15 protein-coding genes are annotated in these 18561 nt (G+C 71.2%); 9 read left to right on the forward strand and 6 right to left on the reverse strand.

Features of this window, described 5'->3' with window-relative positions; all coding sequences use genetic code 11:
• The first annotated feature begins 118 nt into the window (after nucleotides 1-118).
• From KGQ19_RS02395 to KGQ19_RS02415, 5 genes are read left to right on the forward strand one after another with little or no spacing between them, the layout of a single operon-like run.
• Nucleotides 119-1204 carry an alpha-hydroxy acid oxidase gene (locus KGQ19_RS02395; protein ID WP_230418093.1) on the forward strand — a complete coding sequence of 362 codons (1086 nt, stop codon included), beginning with the start codon at nucleotides 119-121 and terminating at the stop codon, nucleotides 1202-1204.
• Nucleotides 1201-2679, forward strand: coding sequence for a cytochrome P450 (locus KGQ19_RS02400; protein WP_212007372.1), 1479 nt, complete (start codon nucleotides 1201-1203; stop codon nucleotides 2677-2679). Before KGQ19_RS02395 ends, KGQ19_RS02400 begins: the two co-directional genes overlap by 4 nt.
• Nucleotides 2676-3953: a cation:proton antiporter gene (locus tag KGQ19_RS02405; RefSeq protein ID WP_212007373.1), complete on the forward strand. Its 1278-nt coding sequence runs from the start codon at nucleotides 2676-2678 to the stop codon at nucleotides 3951-3953. The genes KGQ19_RS02400 and KGQ19_RS02405 overlap by 4 nt, the downstream gene beginning before the upstream one ends.
• A 40-nt stretch (nucleotides 3954-3993) precedes the next feature.
• Entirely contained in the window at nucleotides 3994-4671 is a 678-nt protein-coding gene (locus tag KGQ19_RS02410; protein WP_212007374.1) for a response regulator transcription factor, read from the forward strand.
• Nucleotides 4668-5900 (forward strand): sensor histidine kinase, encoded by a 1233-nt coding sequence (locus KGQ19_RS02415; protein WP_212007375.1) that lies wholly within the window; start codon nucleotides 4668-4670, stop codon nucleotides 5898-5900. The genes KGQ19_RS02410 and KGQ19_RS02415 overlap by 4 nt, the downstream gene beginning before the upstream one ends.
• Before the next feature lie 119 nt (nucleotides 5901-6019).
• On the opposite strand, the gene manD is transcribed toward KGQ19_RS02415, so the two are convergent.
• The 3 genes from manD to KGQ19_RS02430 form a co-directional block, all read right to left on the reverse strand.
• Nucleotides 6020-7273, reverse strand: a complete 1254-nt coding sequence (gene manD / locus KGQ19_RS02420; RefSeq protein WP_212007394.1) for a D-mannonate dehydratase ManD — start codon at nucleotides 7271-7273, stop codon at nucleotides 6020-6022.
• 99 nt (nucleotides 7274-7372) lie between these two features.
• On the reverse strand, nucleotides 7373-8473 hold the full coding sequence (locus KGQ19_RS02425; RefSeq protein WP_212007395.1) for an NAD(P)-binding domain-containing protein: 1101 nt from the start codon (nucleotides 8471-8473) through the stop codon (nucleotides 7373-7375).
• A 120-nt stretch (nucleotides 8474-8593) separates the two neighbouring features.
• Nucleotides 8594-9238: a cysteine hydrolase family protein gene (locus KGQ19_RS02430; protein WP_212007376.1), complete on the reverse strand. Its 645-nt coding sequence runs from the start codon at nucleotides 9236-9238 to the stop codon at nucleotides 8594-8596.
• A 234-nt stretch (nucleotides 9239-9472) separates the two neighbouring features.
• Between KGQ19_RS02430 and KGQ19_RS02435 the strand changes: the two genes are divergently transcribed.
• Complete coding sequence (locus KGQ19_RS02435) at nucleotides 9473-11350, forward strand: SpoIIE family protein phosphatase (RefSeq protein WP_212007377.1); 1878 nt, start codon at nucleotides 9473-9475, stop codon at nucleotides 11348-11350.
• Nucleotides 11351-11484: 134 nt separating this feature from the next.
• On the opposite strand, the gene KGQ19_RS02440 is transcribed toward KGQ19_RS02435, so the two are convergent.
• Nucleotides 11485-12417 (reverse strand): YihY/virulence factor BrkB family protein, encoded by a 933-nt coding sequence (locus KGQ19_RS02440; RefSeq protein ID WP_307856324.1) that lies wholly within the window; start codon nucleotides 12415-12417, stop codon nucleotides 11485-11487.
• Here KGQ19_RS02440 and KGQ19_RS02445 point away from each other — a divergent pair.
• Complete coding sequence (locus KGQ19_RS02445; protein WP_212007396.1) at nucleotides 12410-12658, forward strand: hypothetical protein; 249 nt, start codon at nucleotides 12410-12412, stop codon at nucleotides 12656-12658. The two genes, KGQ19_RS02440 and KGQ19_RS02445, sit on opposite strands and share 8 nt — an antisense overlap.
• Nucleotides 12659-12701: 43 nt before the next feature.
• Here the strand turns inward: KGQ19_RS02445 and KGQ19_RS02450 are convergent, their stop codons facing one another.
• A complete protein-coding gene (locus KGQ19_RS02450; RefSeq protein WP_212007379.1) occupies nucleotides 12702-14141 on the reverse strand; it encodes an aminotransferase-like domain-containing protein in 1440 nt (479 codons plus the stop codon).
• Here KGQ19_RS02450 and KGQ19_RS02455 point away from each other — a divergent pair.
• Both KGQ19_RS02455 and KGQ19_RS02460 read left to right on the forward strand, forming a co-directional pair.
• Entirely contained in the window at nucleotides 14140-15060 is a 921-nt protein-coding gene (locus KGQ19_RS02455) for a DMT family transporter (RefSeq protein ID WP_212007380.1), read from the forward strand. The genes KGQ19_RS02450 and KGQ19_RS02455 overlap by 2 nt on opposite strands.
• A gap of 71 nt (nucleotides 15061-15131) precedes the next feature.
• The gene (locus tag KGQ19_RS02460; protein ID WP_212007381.1) at nucleotides 15132-15446 is read left to right on the forward strand and encodes a hypothetical protein; all 315 of its coding nucleotides are present in this window, start codon (nucleotides 15132-15134) and stop codon (nucleotides 15444-15446) included.
• A 1644-nt stretch (nucleotides 15447-17090) separates the two neighbouring features.
• On the opposite strand, the gene eccB is transcribed toward KGQ19_RS02460, so the two are convergent.
• Nucleotides 17091-18560 carry a type VII secretion protein EccB gene (gene eccB / locus KGQ19_RS02465; protein ID WP_212007382.1) on the reverse strand — a complete coding sequence of 490 codons (1470 nt, stop codon included), beginning with the start codon at nucleotides 18558-18560 and terminating at the stop codon, nucleotides 17091-17093.
• Between the last annotated feature and the right edge of the window lies 1 nt (nucleotide 18561).

Raw genomic sequence — 18561 nt, forward strand, 5'->3', positions numbered from 1 at the left:
CGGGGTCGCCGCCCGACTCGAGTCCGGCCCCGAATCCGGCCCCGATGCCGGCTCCGAAGCCGCCCGGCCTGACCCCGCCAGGCCCGACCCCGCCGACCTCGCGATCGACCTCGACTCCCTGTTCACCGTCGACGAGTTCGAGGCCGTGGCCCAGCGCAAACTCGACCCGGTCTACTACGACTACATAGCCGGCGGCTCCCGCGACGAGGTCACCGTCCGCGCCAACCTCGACGGCTTCGGCCGACTCAGCCTGCTGCCACGCGTCCTGCGCGGCAGCGCGCAGCGCGATCTGGCCGTCACCCTGTTCGGCGCGCGCTCCTCGATGCCGATCCTGATCTCGCCCACCGCGTTCCACCGCCTGGTCTGCACCGAGGGCGAGCTCGCCACGGCCCGCGCCGCCGCCCGCGCGGACACCATCATGATCGCGAGCATGGCGAGCACGGTCGCGGTCGGGGAGGTAGCGGCTGCGGCGCGGGCCGCCGCCCCGGCGGACCACGAGCCCACGCTCTGGTTCCAGCTGTATCTGCAGCCTGACTTGGACGACACCACCGCGCTGATCGCCCGCGCGACCAAGGCGGGCTGCAAGGCGCTGGTGGTCACCGTCGACTCGCCGGTCCTCGGTGCCAACGAACGCAACCACCGCAACCGCTTCCACGACCTGCCGCCCGGAATGGCCTGCGAGAACCTGCGAAACCTGCGCGGCGACGAGCCGGGCAACGTCCGGCAGATCGCCATGTCGCCCGAGCTGTCCTGGGACCACATCGACTGGCTGCGCGAGCACACGGAACTGCCGGTCCTGCTCAAGGGCGTCCTGCATCCCGAGGACGCGCGGATCGCGGTCGACCACGGTGTCAGCGGCCTGCTGCTGTCCAACCACGGCGGCCGACAGCTCGACACCGTGCCCGCGACGATCGACCTGCTCCCGGAGTTCGTCGAGGCGGTCGGCGGCCGCGTCCCGCTGCTGTTGGACGGCGGCGTGCGGCGCGGCACCGACGTGGTCAAGGCGCTGGCCCTGGGCGCGGTGGCGGTCGGCGTCGGCCGCCCGATCGTGTGGGGACTGGCCGCCGGTGGCGAGGACGGCGCCACGCGGGTGCTGGAGCTGTTGCGCGACGAGCTGGACCACACGGTTGCGTTGTGCGGCGCGCGCGGCCTGGCCGACCTGACGCCCGATCTGGTGCGGCCGGCCGCCGGGAGTCGGCGGTGAGCGATACGGCCTGGAGTTGGTTCGTGGCCGGGGTGCTGGTGGTGGCGGTGTTGGCGAGCCTGCCCTATTGGCTGCCGGGAGTCGTCGTCGCACTTCGCGTCCGGATATTCGCCCTCGTCAACGGCACCGAGGGCATCCCGGTGCCGGGGAGTCTGGTCGGTACCGAGGACTTCAAGCGCGTCTACGCCGACCCGGCCGCCAACGGCCGCAGCCGGGGCGCCGCCTTGTCGGACTTGTTCTGGTACTGGCTGGCGCCCGGTCCGCAGGTCCATCAGGAGCATCTGGAGCCCGGGCCCCGGTATGACGATGTCGCGCGTACTACGCGGCGTACGATCGCGCGGCTGCGTAAGGACGATTGGGAAGAGCTTGTCGCGCGCTGCGCCGCGCGGGAGTTCGACCGGCTTGACGGGTCGGGGGCCGGTTCCGGTTCCGGTTCTGGTTCCGGTCGCGGATCTGGTTCCAGCTCTAGCTCTAGCTCCAGCTCCAGCGCCAGCGCCGGCGCCAGCCGGGCCCGGGTCGTGCGGCTGCGCGACGCGATGATGCCGCTGTGGGCCGCGGTCTACTACGAGGTCGTGTTCGCCGAGCCGTGCCCACCCCAGGCCCGGGACCTGATCGTCGCCAACGCGAACGACGTCGTCAGTGCCCTGAAATGCACCCGGCTCCGGCACATGGGCCGCCGGGAGCGGCTGACGCGCTACCTCCAGGCGAAGATCGCCGCCGGTGCCGTGCCCTACGGGCTGCCCGCCGCGCTCACCGAGCAGGAGCAGGCCTACTACCTCCAGGGCACGTACTTCAACACGGCCGTGGTGCAGATGTCCGAAGGCATGGCGCATCTGCTGCTGGCGATCGCGGCCCGTCCCGAGCTCCAGCGGCAGCTCCGGGAACACCCGGAGAAGCAGCAGGCTGAGTTGCTGGACCGGGTGATCGACGAGACCTTGCGCGTCTACCCGCTGTTCGGCGTCGCGCACCGGATCACCTCGGCGCAGATCGCGCTCGGCGAGACGGCGATCCCGGCCGGCTCGGTGCTGCTGTTCAACTACGCCGAGTACCACCACGCCGGCGTCCCGGACGCGGCCGAGTTCGACCCGGACCGCTGGCTGCGCGAGCATCTGGAGCAGGTCAACAACATCCCGTTCGGCATCAGCGCGAACCGGCCCTGCCCGGCCCGCGGCATCGCCCCGCTCACCATGCGCGTCGCGGCGGCCGAAATGCTGCGCCGCTATTCGCTGTCCACCTCGGTCGGCCACACCCGCTCGCTGCCGAACCGCGGCCCCTGCCTGCTCACCCCGGTCGCCGCAGACCAGCCGGAGCCACGTCGCCCGGCCGCCCGGTTGGCGTGGCTGCGGGTGCGCGACCGCTGGGAGGACGTGTGGCGCAGCTTGGTCCAGCTGGTGCTCGGCACCTACATGGTCTGGGACGCGCGCCGCCTGCGGCTGTGCCGGAACTACTTCGCCACCCAGGAGGCCGACCAGTGAGCGCCACCGCCCTGGCTCCCCGCTTCTTCATCGCCGTCGTCGTGATCCTGCTCTTCTGCCGCCTGGTCTCCTGGGCGATCGGCCGGGCCGGGCAGCCGCCGGTGGTCGGCGAGATGGTCGCCGGCGTGCTGCTGGGCCCGTCGCTGCTCGGCGCGGTCGCGCCGCGGTTGGAGCACGAGCTGTTCCCCGCGGCCCTCAAACCGGTGCTCTATGTCGCCGGCCAGATCGGGTTGGTCGCGTTCATGTTCCAGGCCGGGCATGAGTTCCGGTCGCATCTGGACCGGCGCATCGCCCGGGCGGCTGCCGTCGTTTCGGGCGCGGGTATCCTCGCGCCGCTGGTGCTCGGCACGCTGCTCGCGTTCGGTGCGCACGGCCGTGTCGGCATCTTCGTCCCCGGGGTCCGGCCCGCGGTGACGGCGTCCTTCGTCGGTGTCGCGCTGGCCATCACCGCGTTCCCGATGCTGGCCCGCATCATCACCGAGCGGGGTCTTGCCGGCACCCGTTACGGATCGCTCGCGCTGGCCAGCGGGGCGATCGACGACGTGGTCGCCTGGTGCCTGCTGGCCGGGGTGCTGGCCATGGCCTCCGGTCGGCCCAAGCCGATCGTCGTCGCCGTCGGCGGGATCGTGTTGTTCGCCCTGCTGGTGTTCTACGCCGCCCGGCCGCTGTTGGCCCGGGTTCTGCGTCCGGGCACGGTGGCGACCGACGGCCAGGTGTTGATCGTGGTCGCGGTGCTGTTCGCCGCCGCCTGGTTCACCGACGAGATCGGGCTCTACTCGGTCTTCGGCGCCTTCTGCGTGGGTCTGGTGATGCCGCGCGGTGTGGCCGCCGAGCGCGCGGTCACCACGGTCAGCACCAGCAACCGCATCATCTTCCTGCCGATGTTCTTCGTCTACTCCGGCCTCAACACCCGCTTCGGGCTGCTGGGGAACCGGTCGCTGCTGGTGTTCTCCGTTCTGGCCGTCGTCGTGGCGGTGGTCGGCAAGTTCGGCGCCTGCTGGCTCGCGGCCCGGGCCGGCGGTCAGGACCGGGCCACGGCGCTGCGCCTGGGCGCCTTGATGAACGCCCGGGGCCTGATGCAGCTGATCGCGCTGAACGTCGGCCTGCAGGCCGGGATCATCAACAGTGAGCTGTTCACCGCGCTGGTCCTGGTGGCCCTGGTCACCACGCTGATGGCGGCCCCGGCGCTCACCCTGCTGGACCGCACCCTGCCGATCCCGGCCGAAGGCGGGGCCGGCGAGCCCGAGGCGGAACTGGCGGTCGCATCCGGATGAAACAGGGAGCTGACATCAATGTATGACATAATACGGTGCCATGGCAGCGCCCGACGCCGCGAAGTCCAGACTGCTCATCGTCGAGGACGACGCCGAGCTCGCCGCGCTGCTCAGCACCCTGATCGAGGGTGAGGGCTACCAGGTGGACACGGCCCACGACGCCCAGCGCGGCCTGCATCTCGGACTGGCCCACGACTACCGGGTCATGGTGATAGACCGGCGGTTGCCCGGGATGGACGGCCTGGATCTGGTGGCGAGCCTGCGGCGGCAGGCGGTCACCGCCCGGGTGCTGATCCTCACGGCCCTCGGCGCGCACGCCGAGCGGGTCCGCGGCCTGGACGGCGGCGCCGACGACTACCTGACCAAGCCCTTCGACCTCGACGAGCTGCTGGCCCGGATCCGCGCGCTGGACCGCCGGTTCGCCGACTCCTCGGATCTGCTGCGGCTCGGCGCGGGCTTCCTGGACCGGCAGGCCCACGACGTCGCCCTGCCGGACGGCACCCGCGTCCCGCTCTCACCCCGCGAATTCGACCTCCTGCACACCCTGGCCGCGCGGCCCCGGGCCATCCACTCCCGCTCCCAGCTGCGCGCCCAGGTGTTCCCGGACACGGCTGCGGAGTCCGTCGTCGACACCTACGTGTACTACCTGCGCCGCAAGCTCGGCCGGCAGATCGTGCGGACCGTCTACGGCCTCGGCTACCGGATAGGCCTGCTGTGAACCTCCGACGGTCCGCACCGCCCGCCCCCGAGCAGCGCCTGCTCACTCGGGCGGCAGCGGCGCTGGCCTGCCGGATCGCCGCCGGCTTCCTGGCCGCCTTGGCCCTGCTCGGGTTCTGCGCCTATCGCGTGGTCCTGGACGAGCAGCGCACCCAAGCCCGCGACCAGCTCACCGCGGCCCTGCGCTTCGGCCATCCGACCGAGGCGACGCCCTGCGTCTGGCTGTTCGAGCTCGACGGGACGACCGTGCTGCACCCGCCGCAGATCCCGGCCGGGTTCCCATGGAAGTCCGCGGTGTCCCAGGCCGCGGACGGGGCACCGGCGATCCAGACCCACGTCACCGTCACCGGAACCGACTACGACGTGATGACCGTCCGGCACGGCGGCACCGTCCGGCAGGCCGTCTTCGACACCTGGTACCAGCAGGCCGACCTGGACCACCTGGTGCGCGCGCTGGTGCTGGTCGGGCTGCTCGGCGTGGCGCTGGCCACGATCGTCGGCGCGCTGCTGGGCCGCCGCTCGATCGCCCCGCTCGGCGACGCGCTGGACCGGCAGCGCCGCTTCGTCGCCGACGCCAGCCACGAACTGCGCACCCCGCTGACCCGGCTGCACACCCGCGCTCAGATGCTGCTGCGCTGGCACCGGGAACACCCGCCGTCCGACGGCGGTTCGGACCGGCTCACCAGCGAACTCACCGCGATGGTCCAATCCGCCGCCGAACTCAACGACGTGGTCGAGGACCTGCTGATGTCGGCCGGGATGCGGACCGATCCGGCGCGCTGTGAGGAGTTCGACCTGGCCACGCTGGCCGCCGAGGTGATCGAGGCCGAGCGGCCTCGGCTCGGCGCCCGGGTGGTGGCCCTGAACACGGTCGGCGAGCTGCTGATGATCCGGGGCGCGCGCTCGCCGGTCCGCCGGATGATCGCGACGCTGATCGACAACGCCGTCAGCCACACCGAGCCCACCGGCCGGATCGAGCTCTCGGTGCGGCAGGCCGGCCGGGGCATCGTCGAACTCGAAGTCACCGACGACGGCACCGGCTTCGATCCGGCCGACCGCGAGCGCATCTTCGAGCGGTTCGCGCAAAGCGGCAGCCCCGGTCCGCACCACTTCGGCCTCGGTCTGGCGCTGGCCCGCGAGATCGTGGCCGACCACGGCGGCACCATCCGGGCGGTGGGGCGTCCCGGGGCCGGCGCCACGTTCACCGTCCGGTTGCCGGCTACGGCCTGAACGCGGCGCGGGGCTCGCTCGATGCGGGCCCGCTCGGCGCAGGGCTCGCTCGGCGTAGGGCTCGCTCGACGTAGGGCTCGCTCGACGTAGGGCCCGCTTGAACATTCAGGAACCGCCGTCTACCAATCGTGCATGGAGCCGTCGAGCTTGAGCCGGTTGACCGGAAGATAAGCGGGCTCATACGGATGCGCCGCACCGGCCTCGTCGTCGTAGTCGACGCCGAGGCCGGGCTCCTCACCCGGATCGAGGAGACCGTCGGCGAAGCGGTACGCCGGCCGGAACACCTCGTCGGTGGCCGCCGAGTGCTTCATGTACTCCTGGATCCCGAAGTTGGGGATCGCGATCCCGAGGTGTAGCGCGGCGGCCAGGCCGACGGGGGAGACGTCGGTGGGGCCGTGGACCCCGGACTTGATCTGGTAGACGGCCGCGTAGTCGAAGATACGACGCAGGGCCGTGATACCGCCGGCGTGCGTGACCGGGGAGCGTACATAGTCGATCAGCTGCTCCTCGAACAGCTCCCGGTAGTCCCAGATCGTGTTGAACACCTCGCCGATCGCCAGCGGCGTGGTCGTGTGCTCACGGACCCGGCGCAGCATCGCGGTGTTCTCCGCCGGGGTCACGTCCTCCAGCCAGAACAAGTCGTAGGGCTCCAGCTCCTTGCCCAGGCGCGCCGCCTGGATCGGGGTGAGCCGGTGGTGCGCGTCGTGCAGCAGTGGCAGCTCCGGCCCGAACTCGTTTCTGACCGCTTCGAAGACGCGCGGGGCGTGGCGGAGATAAGCCCGGGTGTCCCACTCCTCCTCCACCGGCACCGCCGAGCGCCGCGCGGGCTCGTGGTCGTAGCGGGACGTGGCGCCGGCGGCGTCGCCGACGTGCGCGTTGGAGCTGGACGCGACGCCGTAGACCGAGCTGAGACCGGGGATCCCGGTCTGGATGCGGATCGCGCGATACCCCTGGCCGAGGTGCGCGCGCACCGAATCGAACAGCTCCGGCAGATCCGCGCCGCTGGCATGCCCGTAGGCGAGGCAGCCGCGCCGGCTGCGGCCGCCGAGCAACTGGTACAGCGGCATGCCCGCCAGCTTCGCCTTGATGTCCCACAACGCCGTGTCCACGGCGGCGATCGCGGCCATCGTGATCGGGCCGCGCCGCCAATAAGCACCCCGATACAGGTACTGCCACGTGTCCTCGATCGCGTGCGCGTCCCGACCGATCAGCAGCGGCACGAGGTGGTCGCGCAGGTACGACACCACCGCCAGCTCGCGGCCGTTCACGGTCGCGTCGCCCAAACCGGTCACGCCCGCGCTGGTCGTGATCCGCACCGTGACGAAGTTGCGGCCCGGCGAGCTGACCAGGACCTCGGCCGCGGTGATGGTTATCCGGTCTTTTGCATAGGCCATGTCTTCGGCATAGGTCATATGCCGAATGCTCGCGTCTTCGGCCTGCCGAGCGCTAGCCCCCCAAGCGCCGTCGCGGTATCAGGCCGCGACCACGACGCCGGCGTCCGCCGCCAGCAACTGCCGGATCTCGCGCACCGCCTCGCGCCCGGCGCGGTTGGCGCCGACGGTGCTCGCCGAAGGGCCGTAGCCGACCAGGTGCAGCCGCGGCTCCAGGACGACGCGCGTGCCGTCCATCGTGATGCCGCCGCCGGGCGCGCGCAGCCGCAGCGGTGCCAGATGGTCCAGCGCGGCGCGCCAGCCGGTGCACCACAGGATCACGTCCGCCTCGACGGACCGCGGCTCGCCGGGTGCCGGGGCGTCCCACGCGATCCCGTCCGGCGTGATCCGGTCGAACATCGGAAGCCGGTTCAGCACCCCATCGCGCTGAGCTTCCAGGATCGCGCCGGTGACCGGCAGTCCGGTGGCGCTGACCACGCTCTGCGGCACCAGCCCCGCCCGCACCCGACGGTCCACCGCCGCCACCACCTCGCGCCCGTACTCGCGGGTGAACGGCTCGTCGCGGAACACCGGCGCCCGGCGCGTCACCCACGTCGTCGCCGCCCCGGCCTGAGCGAGCTCGGTGAGCAGCTGGATCGCGGTGATCCCGCCGCCGACCACGACCACCGGCTTGCCGGCGAACTGCTCGGGACCGGGATAGGCCGCGGCGTGCAACTGCCGGCCGCGGAAGGTCTCGCGGCCCGGGTAGTACGGCCAGAACGGCCGGTTCCAGGTGCCGGTCGCGTTGATCACGGCGCGCGCCGCCCACGTCCCGGCGTCGCTGTCGACCAGGAGCCGGTCCTCCGGGCCGTAGCGCACCGCGCTGACCGTCACCGGCCGCCGCACGGCCAGCCCGAACCCCTTCTCGAACTCGGCGAAGTACCGCGGCACGGCGACGGACGCCTGCTCCTGCGGGGCCGGCGGTTCGAAGGCCATCCCGGGCAGGTCGAAGATGCCGTTGACGGTCGCCATCCGCAGCGACGGCCAACGGTGCTGCCACGCCCCGCCGGGTGCCCGGTCGCCGTCGAGGACGACGTAGCCGGCGCCGGGCTCGAAACCGGTGCGTTGCAGGTGGTAGGCGCTCGACAGGCCGGCCTGACCCGCGCCGATCACCACGACGTCCGTCCGGTGCGGGTCGGTCATCCGCGGGTCCGTCATCCGCGTGTCCTCGTTCACGCCGGGTTGAACAATCAACCGGCGCCATTCCTTCCACGCGGCTGCCGGCTGGTCTCCTACGCGATTACCGGCTGGTCTCCCGCGCGATCACCGGCCGCCGTCCAGGATCGCGCAGACCTCGTCGGTGTCGGTCAGGATCGCGTCCCCGGTGAATTCCAGGCCCGCCAGCGAGCGTCCGGCGGCCTCCTTGTGCCCGGCCCCGCAGGCGTCGCGCACGACGATCGGGACGTAGCCGAGGTCGGTGGAGTGCCGGACCGTCGGCTCGATGCCGACCTCCGTGGCGGCGCCGACGATCAGATAGCTGCTCACCCCGCAGTCGCGCAGCACGAAGTCCAGCGGCGTGCCGGCGAACGCGGACATCGTGACCTTGTCGAAGACCGCCTCGTCCGGCCCCGGCTCCAGGCCCTCGACCAGCTGGAAACCGGGCGAGCCGTACGGGATCAGCGGCCGGGTGTCGGCGGCGGCGTCCTTGTGCTGCCAGATCTTCGCCTGCCGCAGCTGGAAGGTGCCGGTCAGCCGGGTCGGCAGGAAGTAGTGCCGCAGGAAGACCGTCCGGACCCGGCGCCGCCGGGCCGCGGCCAGGACCCGTTGGACGTTGGTCAGGACCCGGTCGCCGTCCGGGATCTGCCTGAGTACGCCGACCTGCATGTCGTAGACGATCAGGGCGAGTTTCGCCGGGTCGAGCGCGTCGGCGAGGGATTCGGGGATTTCCAAGTCATTGAAACGGTCCACACCACAGAAGTTACAGGGCCGCCCGCTGCCGGCAGCCCACTGAGTCGACGGGTTCCCGCCCAGGTGGTTCTGCCGGGCCCGGTGGTGCTGAACCGGTGCCCCGGGACGCGCGTTCACCTACCATGAGCCCACCGAACATATTCGGCGCGGACTTCGGTCCTGTGCCGAAGACCACACAGCCAGTCGCATTCTGTTAGCTCAACAAACCAATTCGTGACGATATGATCCGGAAGGATGGATATCGACAACGGGCATCCGCGCGGCGATTCAGGAGGCGGGCACTCCGACGCCCTCCTGGGCACGATCGCGTCGCTGAACACCGGGTTGCTGGTCGACGTCCTGGCCGAGGCCCCGGTGGGCGTGGGCCTGCTCGACACGGAGTTGCGCTGGCTCTACGCCAACCCCGCCTTCCTGTCCACGACGGGCCTGGAGCCCGCACGGATCCTGGGCCGCCCGGTCGCCGCGACGCCGTTCGCCGCTGACCTGCAGACCATCAGCCGGATCCTGGCTGAGGGGAATCCCCGCGAGGCCGCTGATCCCCGCGACGTTCCTGAGCCGCGCGACGTTCCTGAACCCCGCACCGTCGCTGATCGCGCCGATGCTGCTGATCGCGGCGTTGTCGCTGATGCCGCTGATCCCGGTGATGCCGCCGGCCAGGACGACGCCGAGCCGGGAACCGCCACCGCGACCGGCTGGCAGGTGCGCTACCGGCGGTTGGAGACCGAGGGCCGGGCCGCCGGGGTGGTCGTCGTCGTGATGGGCGCCGCCACGCGGCAGCAGCGCCGGCTCGACCAGGCCGGCCGCCGCCTGGCACTGCAACAGGCCGCCGCCGAGCGCATCGGCACCACGCTGGACGTGGACATCACGTGCATCGAACTCGCCGAGCTGGCCGTGCCGGCGCTGGCCGACCTGGCGATCGTCGAGGTGATGACGCACGAGATCGTGGACCGCGCCGTGGACCGCGCCGTCGACCGCGGCGTCGATCACGGCCAGGGCGGCCGGCCCGAGCCGCCCCGGATGCGCCGGGCCGCGCTGGCCTGCCCGCCGGAGCTGCGCCGCCGCCTCGGGGCGCTCGCCCTGCCCGCCGCCTCGATCCGTCCCGGGCCGGACTCGGCGGTCGCGCTGAGCCTGGCCGAGGGCGAAGCGGTCGTCGCGAACCTGGTGTCCGACGCCGAGCTGGCGGACCTGGCGCAGGGCCCTGAGACGCTGGCGGCCTACCGGATCGCCGACGTCGACTCGCTCGTCGCCGTCCCGCTGAACGCGCGCGGCCGGCTCGTCGGCGTGCTGACCCTGGCCCGCGTCCGCGGCACCTTCGACGGGTTCACCGACGACGACAAGGTCCTGATCCAGGACCTGGCCGACCGGGCCGCCGTCAGCGTCGAGAACGCCCGCCAGTACGCCGACTCCCAGAGCGTGACCCTGGAACTGCAACGGGCGCTGCTGGTCGAACCGGGCCGCCCGCACTCCAACCTCGAAGTCGCCGCCCGCTACCTGCCCTCCGGCAACCGCACCCTGGTCGGCGGCGACTGGTACGAGATCGTCCGGCTGCCGTTCGGCCGGACCCTGCTGGTGATGGGCGACGTCATGGGCCACGGTGTCGAGGCCGCGGTCGACATGAGCATCTACCGCTCGGCCATCCGCGACGCCGGCGGCATGGACCTGCCCCCGCACGGCATCCTGCGGCACCTGGACACCCTCATCTCCCAGGACGACACGGCCCGCCCCGCAACGTGCCTGCTCGGCGTCGCCGACCCCAACCGGGACCGCTGGACCTTCGCCAGCGCCGGCCACCTGCCGCCGGCGCTCTTCGCCCCGGGCCGCCCGACCGAACTGGTCACCGTGCCCACCGGCCCACCCCTGGGCACCGGCATCGGCGGCTACGAACAGACGATCGTCAACCTGCGCCCGGACCAGATCCTGCTGATGTACACCGACGGCCTGGTCGAGCGCCGGGGCGAGGACATCGACGTCTCCCTCGCCCGGCTCGCGGCCCTGCCGCTGGGCGCCACCGGCGGGTTGGAGGATCTGCTCGACGACGCGTTGCACCTGGTCGCACCACCGGCCATCGAGGACGACATCGCGATTCTCGCCGCGCGGGCCACACCGCGCTGACGGCGTGGGCCGGCGCTGCGTGCGCTGTTTGTGATTGCGGTGATGGCTGCGGTGATGGCCGCGGCGCGCGTCTGTGCTGCCGACCCCTATGTCTGCGCGTGTCTGCACGGCTGACCTGTCTGCACGGCTGACCTCTAGTCGCCTTCTTCGGCATCCGGCTCTGTGGCCGGTACCTGCGTCTGCGCGCGTTCCCGAGCCAACTCGTTGTCGAACTCCAACCCGATCAGGATCGCCAGGTTCGACAACCACAGCCACACCAGGAACACGACCACGCCGGCCACGGTGCCGTAGGTCTTGTTGTAGGAGGCGAAGTTGGCGACGTAGGTCGCGAACCCGGCCGACAGGACCAGCCACAGCACCACCGCCAGCGCGCTGCCCGGCGAGATCCAGCGGAAGCGGCCGCGGTGCGCGTCCGGCGCGGCCCAGAACAGCAGCACGATCATCGCGCCTATGAGCAGCGCCAGCACCGGCCACTTCGCGATCGACCACACGGTCACCGCGGTTTGGCCCAGGCCCAGGAGCTTGGCCGTCGCCTCGGCCAGCGGCCCGGTGAAGACCACGATCACCGCGCTGATCAGCGAGGTCACCATCATCAGCAGCGTGAGCCCGATCCGCAGCGGCGTGGTCTTCCACATCGGCCGCTTCTCCCGGACCCCGTAGACCACGTTCGACGCCCGGATGAACGCCCCCACGTAGCCGGACGCCGACCACAGCGCGCCGCCCACACCCGCGATCGCCAGCGTCCCGCCGGTGCTCCGGCTGGCCCGCACCTGCGTGATGGCGGTGTGCAGCACGCTGCGTACCGATCCCGGCGCGAGCTTCTGCACGTTGTCCAGCACCGAGTTCAGGGCGGAGGTGCCTATCAGCCCGAGCACGGATATCGCCAGCAGCAGCGTCGGGAACACCGCCAGGAAGCCGTAGTACGTCAGCGCCGCGGCCCGGTCCAGCAACTCATCAGCCGGCAACTTGCGCGCGATGTGCTGGACCATCGCGAACCACTCCCGCACCGAGCGGCGCGGGCCCGGTTCGGCCCGCTGTCTCGGGACGGCCGCGGGCTTCGTGCTCACCTTCGCGACGGCCGCCGGTTTCGCGCTCACCCTCGCGACCTCAGTGGATTTCGCAGCCGTCTTTGCAACCGTCTTCGCCGACGACTTCGCCGACGACTTCGCCGACGACTTCGCCGACGACTTCGAAGCCTCTTCAGGCTTCGCAGCCGCCTTCGCGGCGTTGGCTGCGGCGATGCGTCGGCTGACGCGGCCCTCGCTTTTCCGTATCACCCACAGCTTCTATCCGTTTCCGCGAAGGTGACGCAAGCCGGGGGAGCGGGTGATGCAAAATGCTGATATATGTTCTAGTCCGGCATGGCGATCAGCGGGGCCAAGCGCCGCACCGCTTCGTCGATGTCGGGGACGGACGGCGCGGCGATGTAACTGAACCGGACGTGCACCGTGCTGTCGCCGCTCGGGTAGTACCGCGAGCCGGGGGTGACCATGACGCCGCAGGCCAGCGCGGCCGCGGCGAACTGCTCGTCGTCCAGGTGGCTCGGCAACTCGGCCCACAAGTGGTAGCCGCCGCGCGGCCTGAGCGCGAGGGCCGCGGCGCCGAGCGTCGCCTCCACCGCCGCTACCGTCACCTCGCGGCGGTCGCGCAGGGCCGCGGCGAGGGTGCGCAGCGAACGCTTCCAACTCGCCGCGGTCACCACCTCCAACGCCGTCATCTGAAGCGGGGCGGGCACGAACATCGAGTCGATGATGTGCGCCGACCGCAGCCGCGCCAGCACCGGCCCCCGGGCGGCCAGCGCGCCGACGCGCAGGTTCGGGGACGTCGGCTTCGTCAGGGATCTGATGTGGACCACCACGCCGTCCGGATCCTCGGCGATCATCGGCGGCGCCGGGGCCGGCCCGTCGGCGTGGACCAGGTGCCGGGCGAAGTCGTCCTCGATCACGAACGCCTCGTGCCGCCGCACGATCGCCCTGATCTCCCGCTGCCGCGCCACCGGCATGCAGGCCCCGGTCGGGTTCTGGAACAGCGGCTGCACCACCGCCAGGCGCGCGTGGGTACGCTCGAAGGCCTGCTCCAGCAGATCCGGCCGCATCCCTTCCCGGTCCAGCGGCACCGGCACCGCCCGCAGCCCGGCGGCCAGCGCGGCGGCGATCACCCCCGGATATGTCGGCACCTCGATCAGCACCGGATCGCCGGGCTGCGCCAGCGCCCGCAGCGCGGTGGCCAGAGCACTCTGCCCCGCCCCGCAGATCAGCACATCGTGCCGCCCCAACCCGCCGCCGATGTCGGCGGCGAACCAGTCCCGCAACTCCGGCACCCCACCGGCCGGCGGCCGATCCCAGGCCTGCGGCCGCCTCGCCGCCCGGGAGAGCGCGGCGGTCAGGGCGGTGAGCGGCTGCAAATCAGGGTGCAGATAGCCGCCGTTGAGATCGACGGCATCCGGCCCGGCCGGGGTCAGCATCCCCGCGATCGCCTGCGCCCGGAACCCGCGCGGCGTCCCACTCCCGGAGCTGTCCTGCCCGCTGAGCTCCAGGGTCGCGGCCTGCCACGAGGTGTCCGCCGCCGGCGCCACCGCGCGGGTCTGGGTGCGGAACGTCCCGGCGCCCGGCCGCGAGCTGATCAGGCCGCGCTGAGTGAGCAGGGCCAAGGCTTGGGAGACCGTGGTTCCGCTGGCTGAGAACCGCTTCACGAGCTCCCGGTGGGTCGCGATCCGTGTGCCGACGGGCAGTGGCGCTATCTCTCGGGACAGGACCTCCGCGACCTCGCGCCAGTTGCTATCCTCGTTCATGAATAATGAGAGTAGCGCTATCGCCACCGCCCGGATATCGCCACTGTCGAGAACCCGCCCGAACACCGACGGCACGCTGTTCGCCGCGCTCGGAGTCCTCAGCTTCTCGTTCACCTTCCCGGCCACCGAATGGGCTCTGAAGGGCTTCGGGCCTTGGAGCGCCACCGGAATTCGGGGTTCGGTGGCCGCCCTGATCGCCGTAGTCGCCTTGGCACTCACCCGGGCTCCTCGTCCGGCGCGCTGCGACTGGCCCGCACTCGCGACAGTGGCGGTCGGCTGCGCCATCGGCTTCCCGCTACTCACCACGTTCGCCTTACAGACCTCGACGACAGCCCACTCGGCGGTCGTCATCGGCCTGCTCCCAATGGCCACGGCAACGCTCGCCGCACTGCGCACCAAACGGCATCCGTCGAGAGCGTTCTGGGCGGCGGCGGGCACCGGGGCGGTCACCGTCATCGCTTTCACACTCAGCCAGAACCGTGGCCGCCCGACCATCGCAGACCTCTACCTCTTCGGCGGCCTGGTGCTGTGCGCCGCGGGCTATGCCGAAGGCGGCCGACTGTCCGCACGGGTGCCCGGCTGGCAGGTCATCGCCTGGGGAGTGGTACTCGCCGCGCCGGTGAACGTGGCCGTGTGCACCATCGCGATGCCGAACGAGCCGATCCACCTCTGGGCCAAGGCCCTCACCGGCCTGGCCTACATCGCGCTGGTCTCCCAGTTCGCCGGATTCGTGGCCTGGTATCGGGGAATGGGCCTGATCGGCGTGGCGCGCGCCAGCCAGCTCCAGCTGGCCCAGCCCTTGGTGACGCTGGTGTGGGCCGTCTTGCTCCTCGGCGAGCACCTCACGCCCGCGGTCCCGGCGACCGCGGTCATCGTGCTCGCTTGCATCGTCGTCACGCAACGGACCCGCGCCGCCTGAACCGGTTGGCCCACGACCACGGGCCCACGACGACCCACTCAGTACCATTCCCCAAGGAACTGGCCCCCGGCATGGCCCTCGCCGACCGCTACCGCCTCGTGGAACGCATCGGCCGGGGCGGCTTCGGCGAGGTGTTCCGCGCCTACGGCGAAAGCCTGTCGCTGCTCGGAGCCGGAGCCGGAGCCGGGTTCGGAGCCGGAGCCGGAGCCGGGCCCGGAGTCGGCATCGGGGGAGTGGCAGTGGCCCCAGCCCCCGACCCCGCAGCCCTGGCCGAACAACGCATCCAGGACGCCGAGCGCCTCCTGAATGGCGGCCGCTACGGGGTTCGGATCTTTTGGCGCGGCTGGAGTTTGCGGGCCGGGTTATGGTTAGTTTGCTGGCTTTAAATGCTTTTTACGGCCTTCGGTCATAGTTGTGCCGGTTCGGGGTTCGGGGCGGCGAGTTGTGTTTGTCGGCTGCCGGTTCCCGCGTTCACAACCCCGCCCCACCTCAGGCCTCTTCAACTCCAGCAAGTCAGAGCAAGGGCAAGATCAAGGTCAACAGCAAGAGCCACAAGCAAGGTCAAGGTCAAGAGCCATGGTGAAGAGCCGGGCCTCCGGCGGGCCTCGGCAACCTCAGGGAAACTAGCGCGGTTCCCTAGGGTGGCTGGGCCAGGGCTCAGCGGCTGCGGTTTGTGGGGTGGTGCGGTCCGTTCCCCACGGTCGCGTCGTCAGCCCGGGGGGTACAGCACCGGTGTCCGGGGGTCAAGTCCGCGCGCGGCGGTTGGACGTGTGAGCTGCGGTTTCGCACAGCGCGAACTTGACCCCCGGCCACCGGCACTGTAGGCGAAGCCCTGCCGACGCGACCGAGGGGAACGAACCGAAAACCAGCCGGAGAAATACAAAACAGGGGGGCGGGTACCGGCGGCTCGGCGAGTTCGGCTGCCGGTCTGGGGGCTGGCGGCGCGGCAGTCGCTCGGGTGCGTATTCTGGGCTGGCGGGTGCGGACCGGCCCGACTGCCGAGATGGACACCGGCCGACAGCGGATTGACCTGGCCGCCAACGCCTATGCTGCGGATAGCAGGGCCTGCCGGGATATGAGCAACTGGCGCTTGGTTGTCGTGGCACAGATGCACCGCACTCGGGCATGTTCTCGACCGACTGATTACCGGCCCGCCGCCACGCCCTCACCGGCAGCGGCATCAACCAACCGGTGTCCACGTTCCCTGTGATTGCTATTCTTCCGGCTGGTTTTCGGTTCGTTCCCCTCGGTCGCGTCGGCAGGGCTTCGCCTACAGTGCCGGTGGCCGGGGGTCAAGTTCGCGCTACCAAAACCGCAGCTCACACGGCAAACCGCAGCGCGCGGACTTTACCCCCGGACACCGGTGCTGTACCCCCCGGGCTGACGACGCGACCGAGGGGAACGGACCGCACCACCTCACAGACCGCAGCCGCTGAGACTAGATCGGCCACCCGAGGGAACCGCGCTAGTTTCCCTGAGGTTGCCGAGGCCCGCCGGAGGCCCGGCCCTTCACCACAGCTCTTGATCTTGACTTTGCTGTTGATCTTGCCCTTGCTCTGCCTTGCTGGAGTTGAAGAGGCCTGAGGTGGGGCGGGGTTGTGAATGCGCGAACCGGCAGCCGACAGACACACCCACCACCCCGAACCCCGAACCGGCACAACTATGACCGAAGGCCGTAAAAAGCTTTACAACCACAACCCAACCGCAACTCGGCCCGCAGCACCAGCCACCAACAGATCCCGCCCGGCGACCGGCACATCGCGAACCACGTCACGAACCACATCGCGAACCACGTCACGAACCACATCGCGAACCACATCGCGAACCACATCGCGAACCACCGAGCAAAGGTTGCCTTATGTGCCACTAGCGCTCTGGAGTGCGCCTACCCTGCTTGCGCGAACCCCGCTAGCGCGACAGTCAGCAAACCGTTGGCGCGCCGAGCCGCGCCAGCGCCAGCGCCAGTGCCAGTGCCAGTGCCAGTGCCAGCGCCAGTGCCAGCGCCAGTGCCAGTGCCAGCGCCAGCGCGCTCAGCTCCCAGTCGAGATCGCCGAAGGCGGCGCGCCGGCGCCAGCCGGGGCCGTCTGCGTCGCTGCGGCGCGGGACAAGGCAGGGCCGGTCGCGAACAAGTCCAGCAGTTCCGGCGGGACGAGCTCGAAGCCAGCGCTCTGATATCCCAGCAGTCCCGGCACGTCGGTGCCGTCCAGCGGGTATTTCGCCCCGGTGTCGGTGATGAGGTAGTCGGTGCCTGAGACGACGCTCGCTGATGGCGGCGCGGGCAGGGAGCGGACGAGCATGCCGGTGTCCGGCGCGACCACGACCCGGTTGGCCACCGTCGCGGTCGCTGAGGGTGGCTGGGGCCCGCCGAGCAGGCGGTCCAGGGTGCTCTGTTGGGTCAGGGCCAGTGTGTACTTGGGCTCTGTCGTGCCGGTGAAGGCCACTGACATACAGGGGGTGCTGCCCGGTCCGGCGGCTGTCATGGTCGGCGGGGTCTCCGGGGACCCGGCCACCGGGGCCGCTGCGGCCAGTCGCGGGGCCGCCGCCAGGTCGCTGATGCCCAGTGGGATCTCCATCGGGGACTGGCCCTGGTAGGCGGCCTTCTCCGCCGGATCGGCGAGGATCAGTGCGGCCTGGGTGGCGGTGATCGGCTCCAGGCCGTCGGCCAGGGCGAGGTAGGTGCTGTCCGGGCCGCTGACGTTGTGGACGGTGTAGAGCCGGCCGATCGTCGAGGCCTGCCCGGCGATCCGGGGTCCGGCGGCGCCCCGGCCGGGAACCGGTGGGGACACCAGGTCCGGTCCGGCCGGGATCGTGTCCACCCAGGCGGCGCTGACCGGGACGGCCGCCACGCTCGTGAGGTTCAGTCCCACCGCCACGGCGGCTGATCCGATCCGGAGCCGCCATTGCTGCCACAGGAGGTACTGGGCGCCGTCGGGGGTCTGGACCAGGACGCCCTTCGTGGCGTCCAGCGTGCTCGCTCCGGTGGCCCCGCCGACTGCGACGGTGACGTTGGGCCGCGGGGTTCCGGAGACGTCGGGCGCGGAGGTGGCGCAGACGAGCCAGGGTACTGACGTCAGGCCGGACGCGGCGGGAAGTGCGTCCGGGGCGTCGGGGATGCCGACTGCCGTGCCGTGCGGCGTGCCCTTGAGCTCCGAGGTCGACGCCGAGGTGATCGTCATCGAGGAGCCGAGCAGGAGCTTGGCCGAGGCGTAGTTGAGTACCGGGTGCAGGACGCCGCCGACGTAGACGTAGCGGGTGGCGGTCTCCTTCTCCTGGACCAGGGTGTTCGCCTTCTGCCACGCGGTGCTCCCGCCGGGCGACAGGAAGCCCATGACGACGGTGCCGGCGATCAGCAGCACGGCGACCATGACCCCGGCGGACAGCCCGACGGACTGGCGGCGCAGGGGCCCGCGCGGGGCCTCGATGTCGCCGGTCGCGACGCCGGACATCAAGCGTCCGACGATGAAGCTGTGGGCCTGCAATTGTTCTCGGCGCGACTGCATC

This window comes from Catenulispora pinistramenti (genome assembly GCF_018274385.1).
Taxonomy (GTDB): Bacteria; Actinomycetota; Actinomycetes; order Streptomycetales; family Catenulisporaceae; genus Catenulispora; species Catenulispora pinistramenti.

Excerpts from the sequence above, each read along its gene's own strand:
- eccB (WP_212007382.1), bottom strand. The coding sequence starts at position 18,560 with ATGCAGTCGCGCCGAGAACAATTGCAGGCCCACAGCTTCATCGTCGGA.
- KGQ19_RS02460 (WP_212007381.1), top strand. The coding sequence starts at position 15,132 with ATGGCCCTCGCCGACCGCTACCGCCTCGTGGAACGCATCGGCCGGGGC.
- KGQ19_RS02455 (WP_212007380.1), top strand. The coding sequence starts at position 14,140 with ATGAATAATGAGAGTAGCGCTATCGCCACCGCCCGGATATCGCCACTG.
- KGQ19_RS02450 (WP_212007379.1), bottom strand. The coding sequence starts at position 14,141 with ATGAACGAGGATAGCAACTGGCGCGAGGTCGCGGAGGTCCTGTCCCGA.
- KGQ19_RS02425 (WP_212007395.1), bottom strand. The coding sequence starts at position 8,473 with ATGACCGACCCGCACCGGACGGACGTCGTGGTGATCGGCGCGGGTCAG.
- KGQ19_RS02410 (WP_212007374.1), top strand. The coding sequence starts at position 3,994 with ATGGCAGCGCCCGACGCCGCGAAGTCCAGACTGCTCATCGTCGAGGAC.
- KGQ19_RS02435 (WP_212007377.1), top strand. The coding sequence starts at position 9,473 with ATGGATATCGACAACGGGCATCCGCGCGGCGATTCAGGAGGCGGGCAC.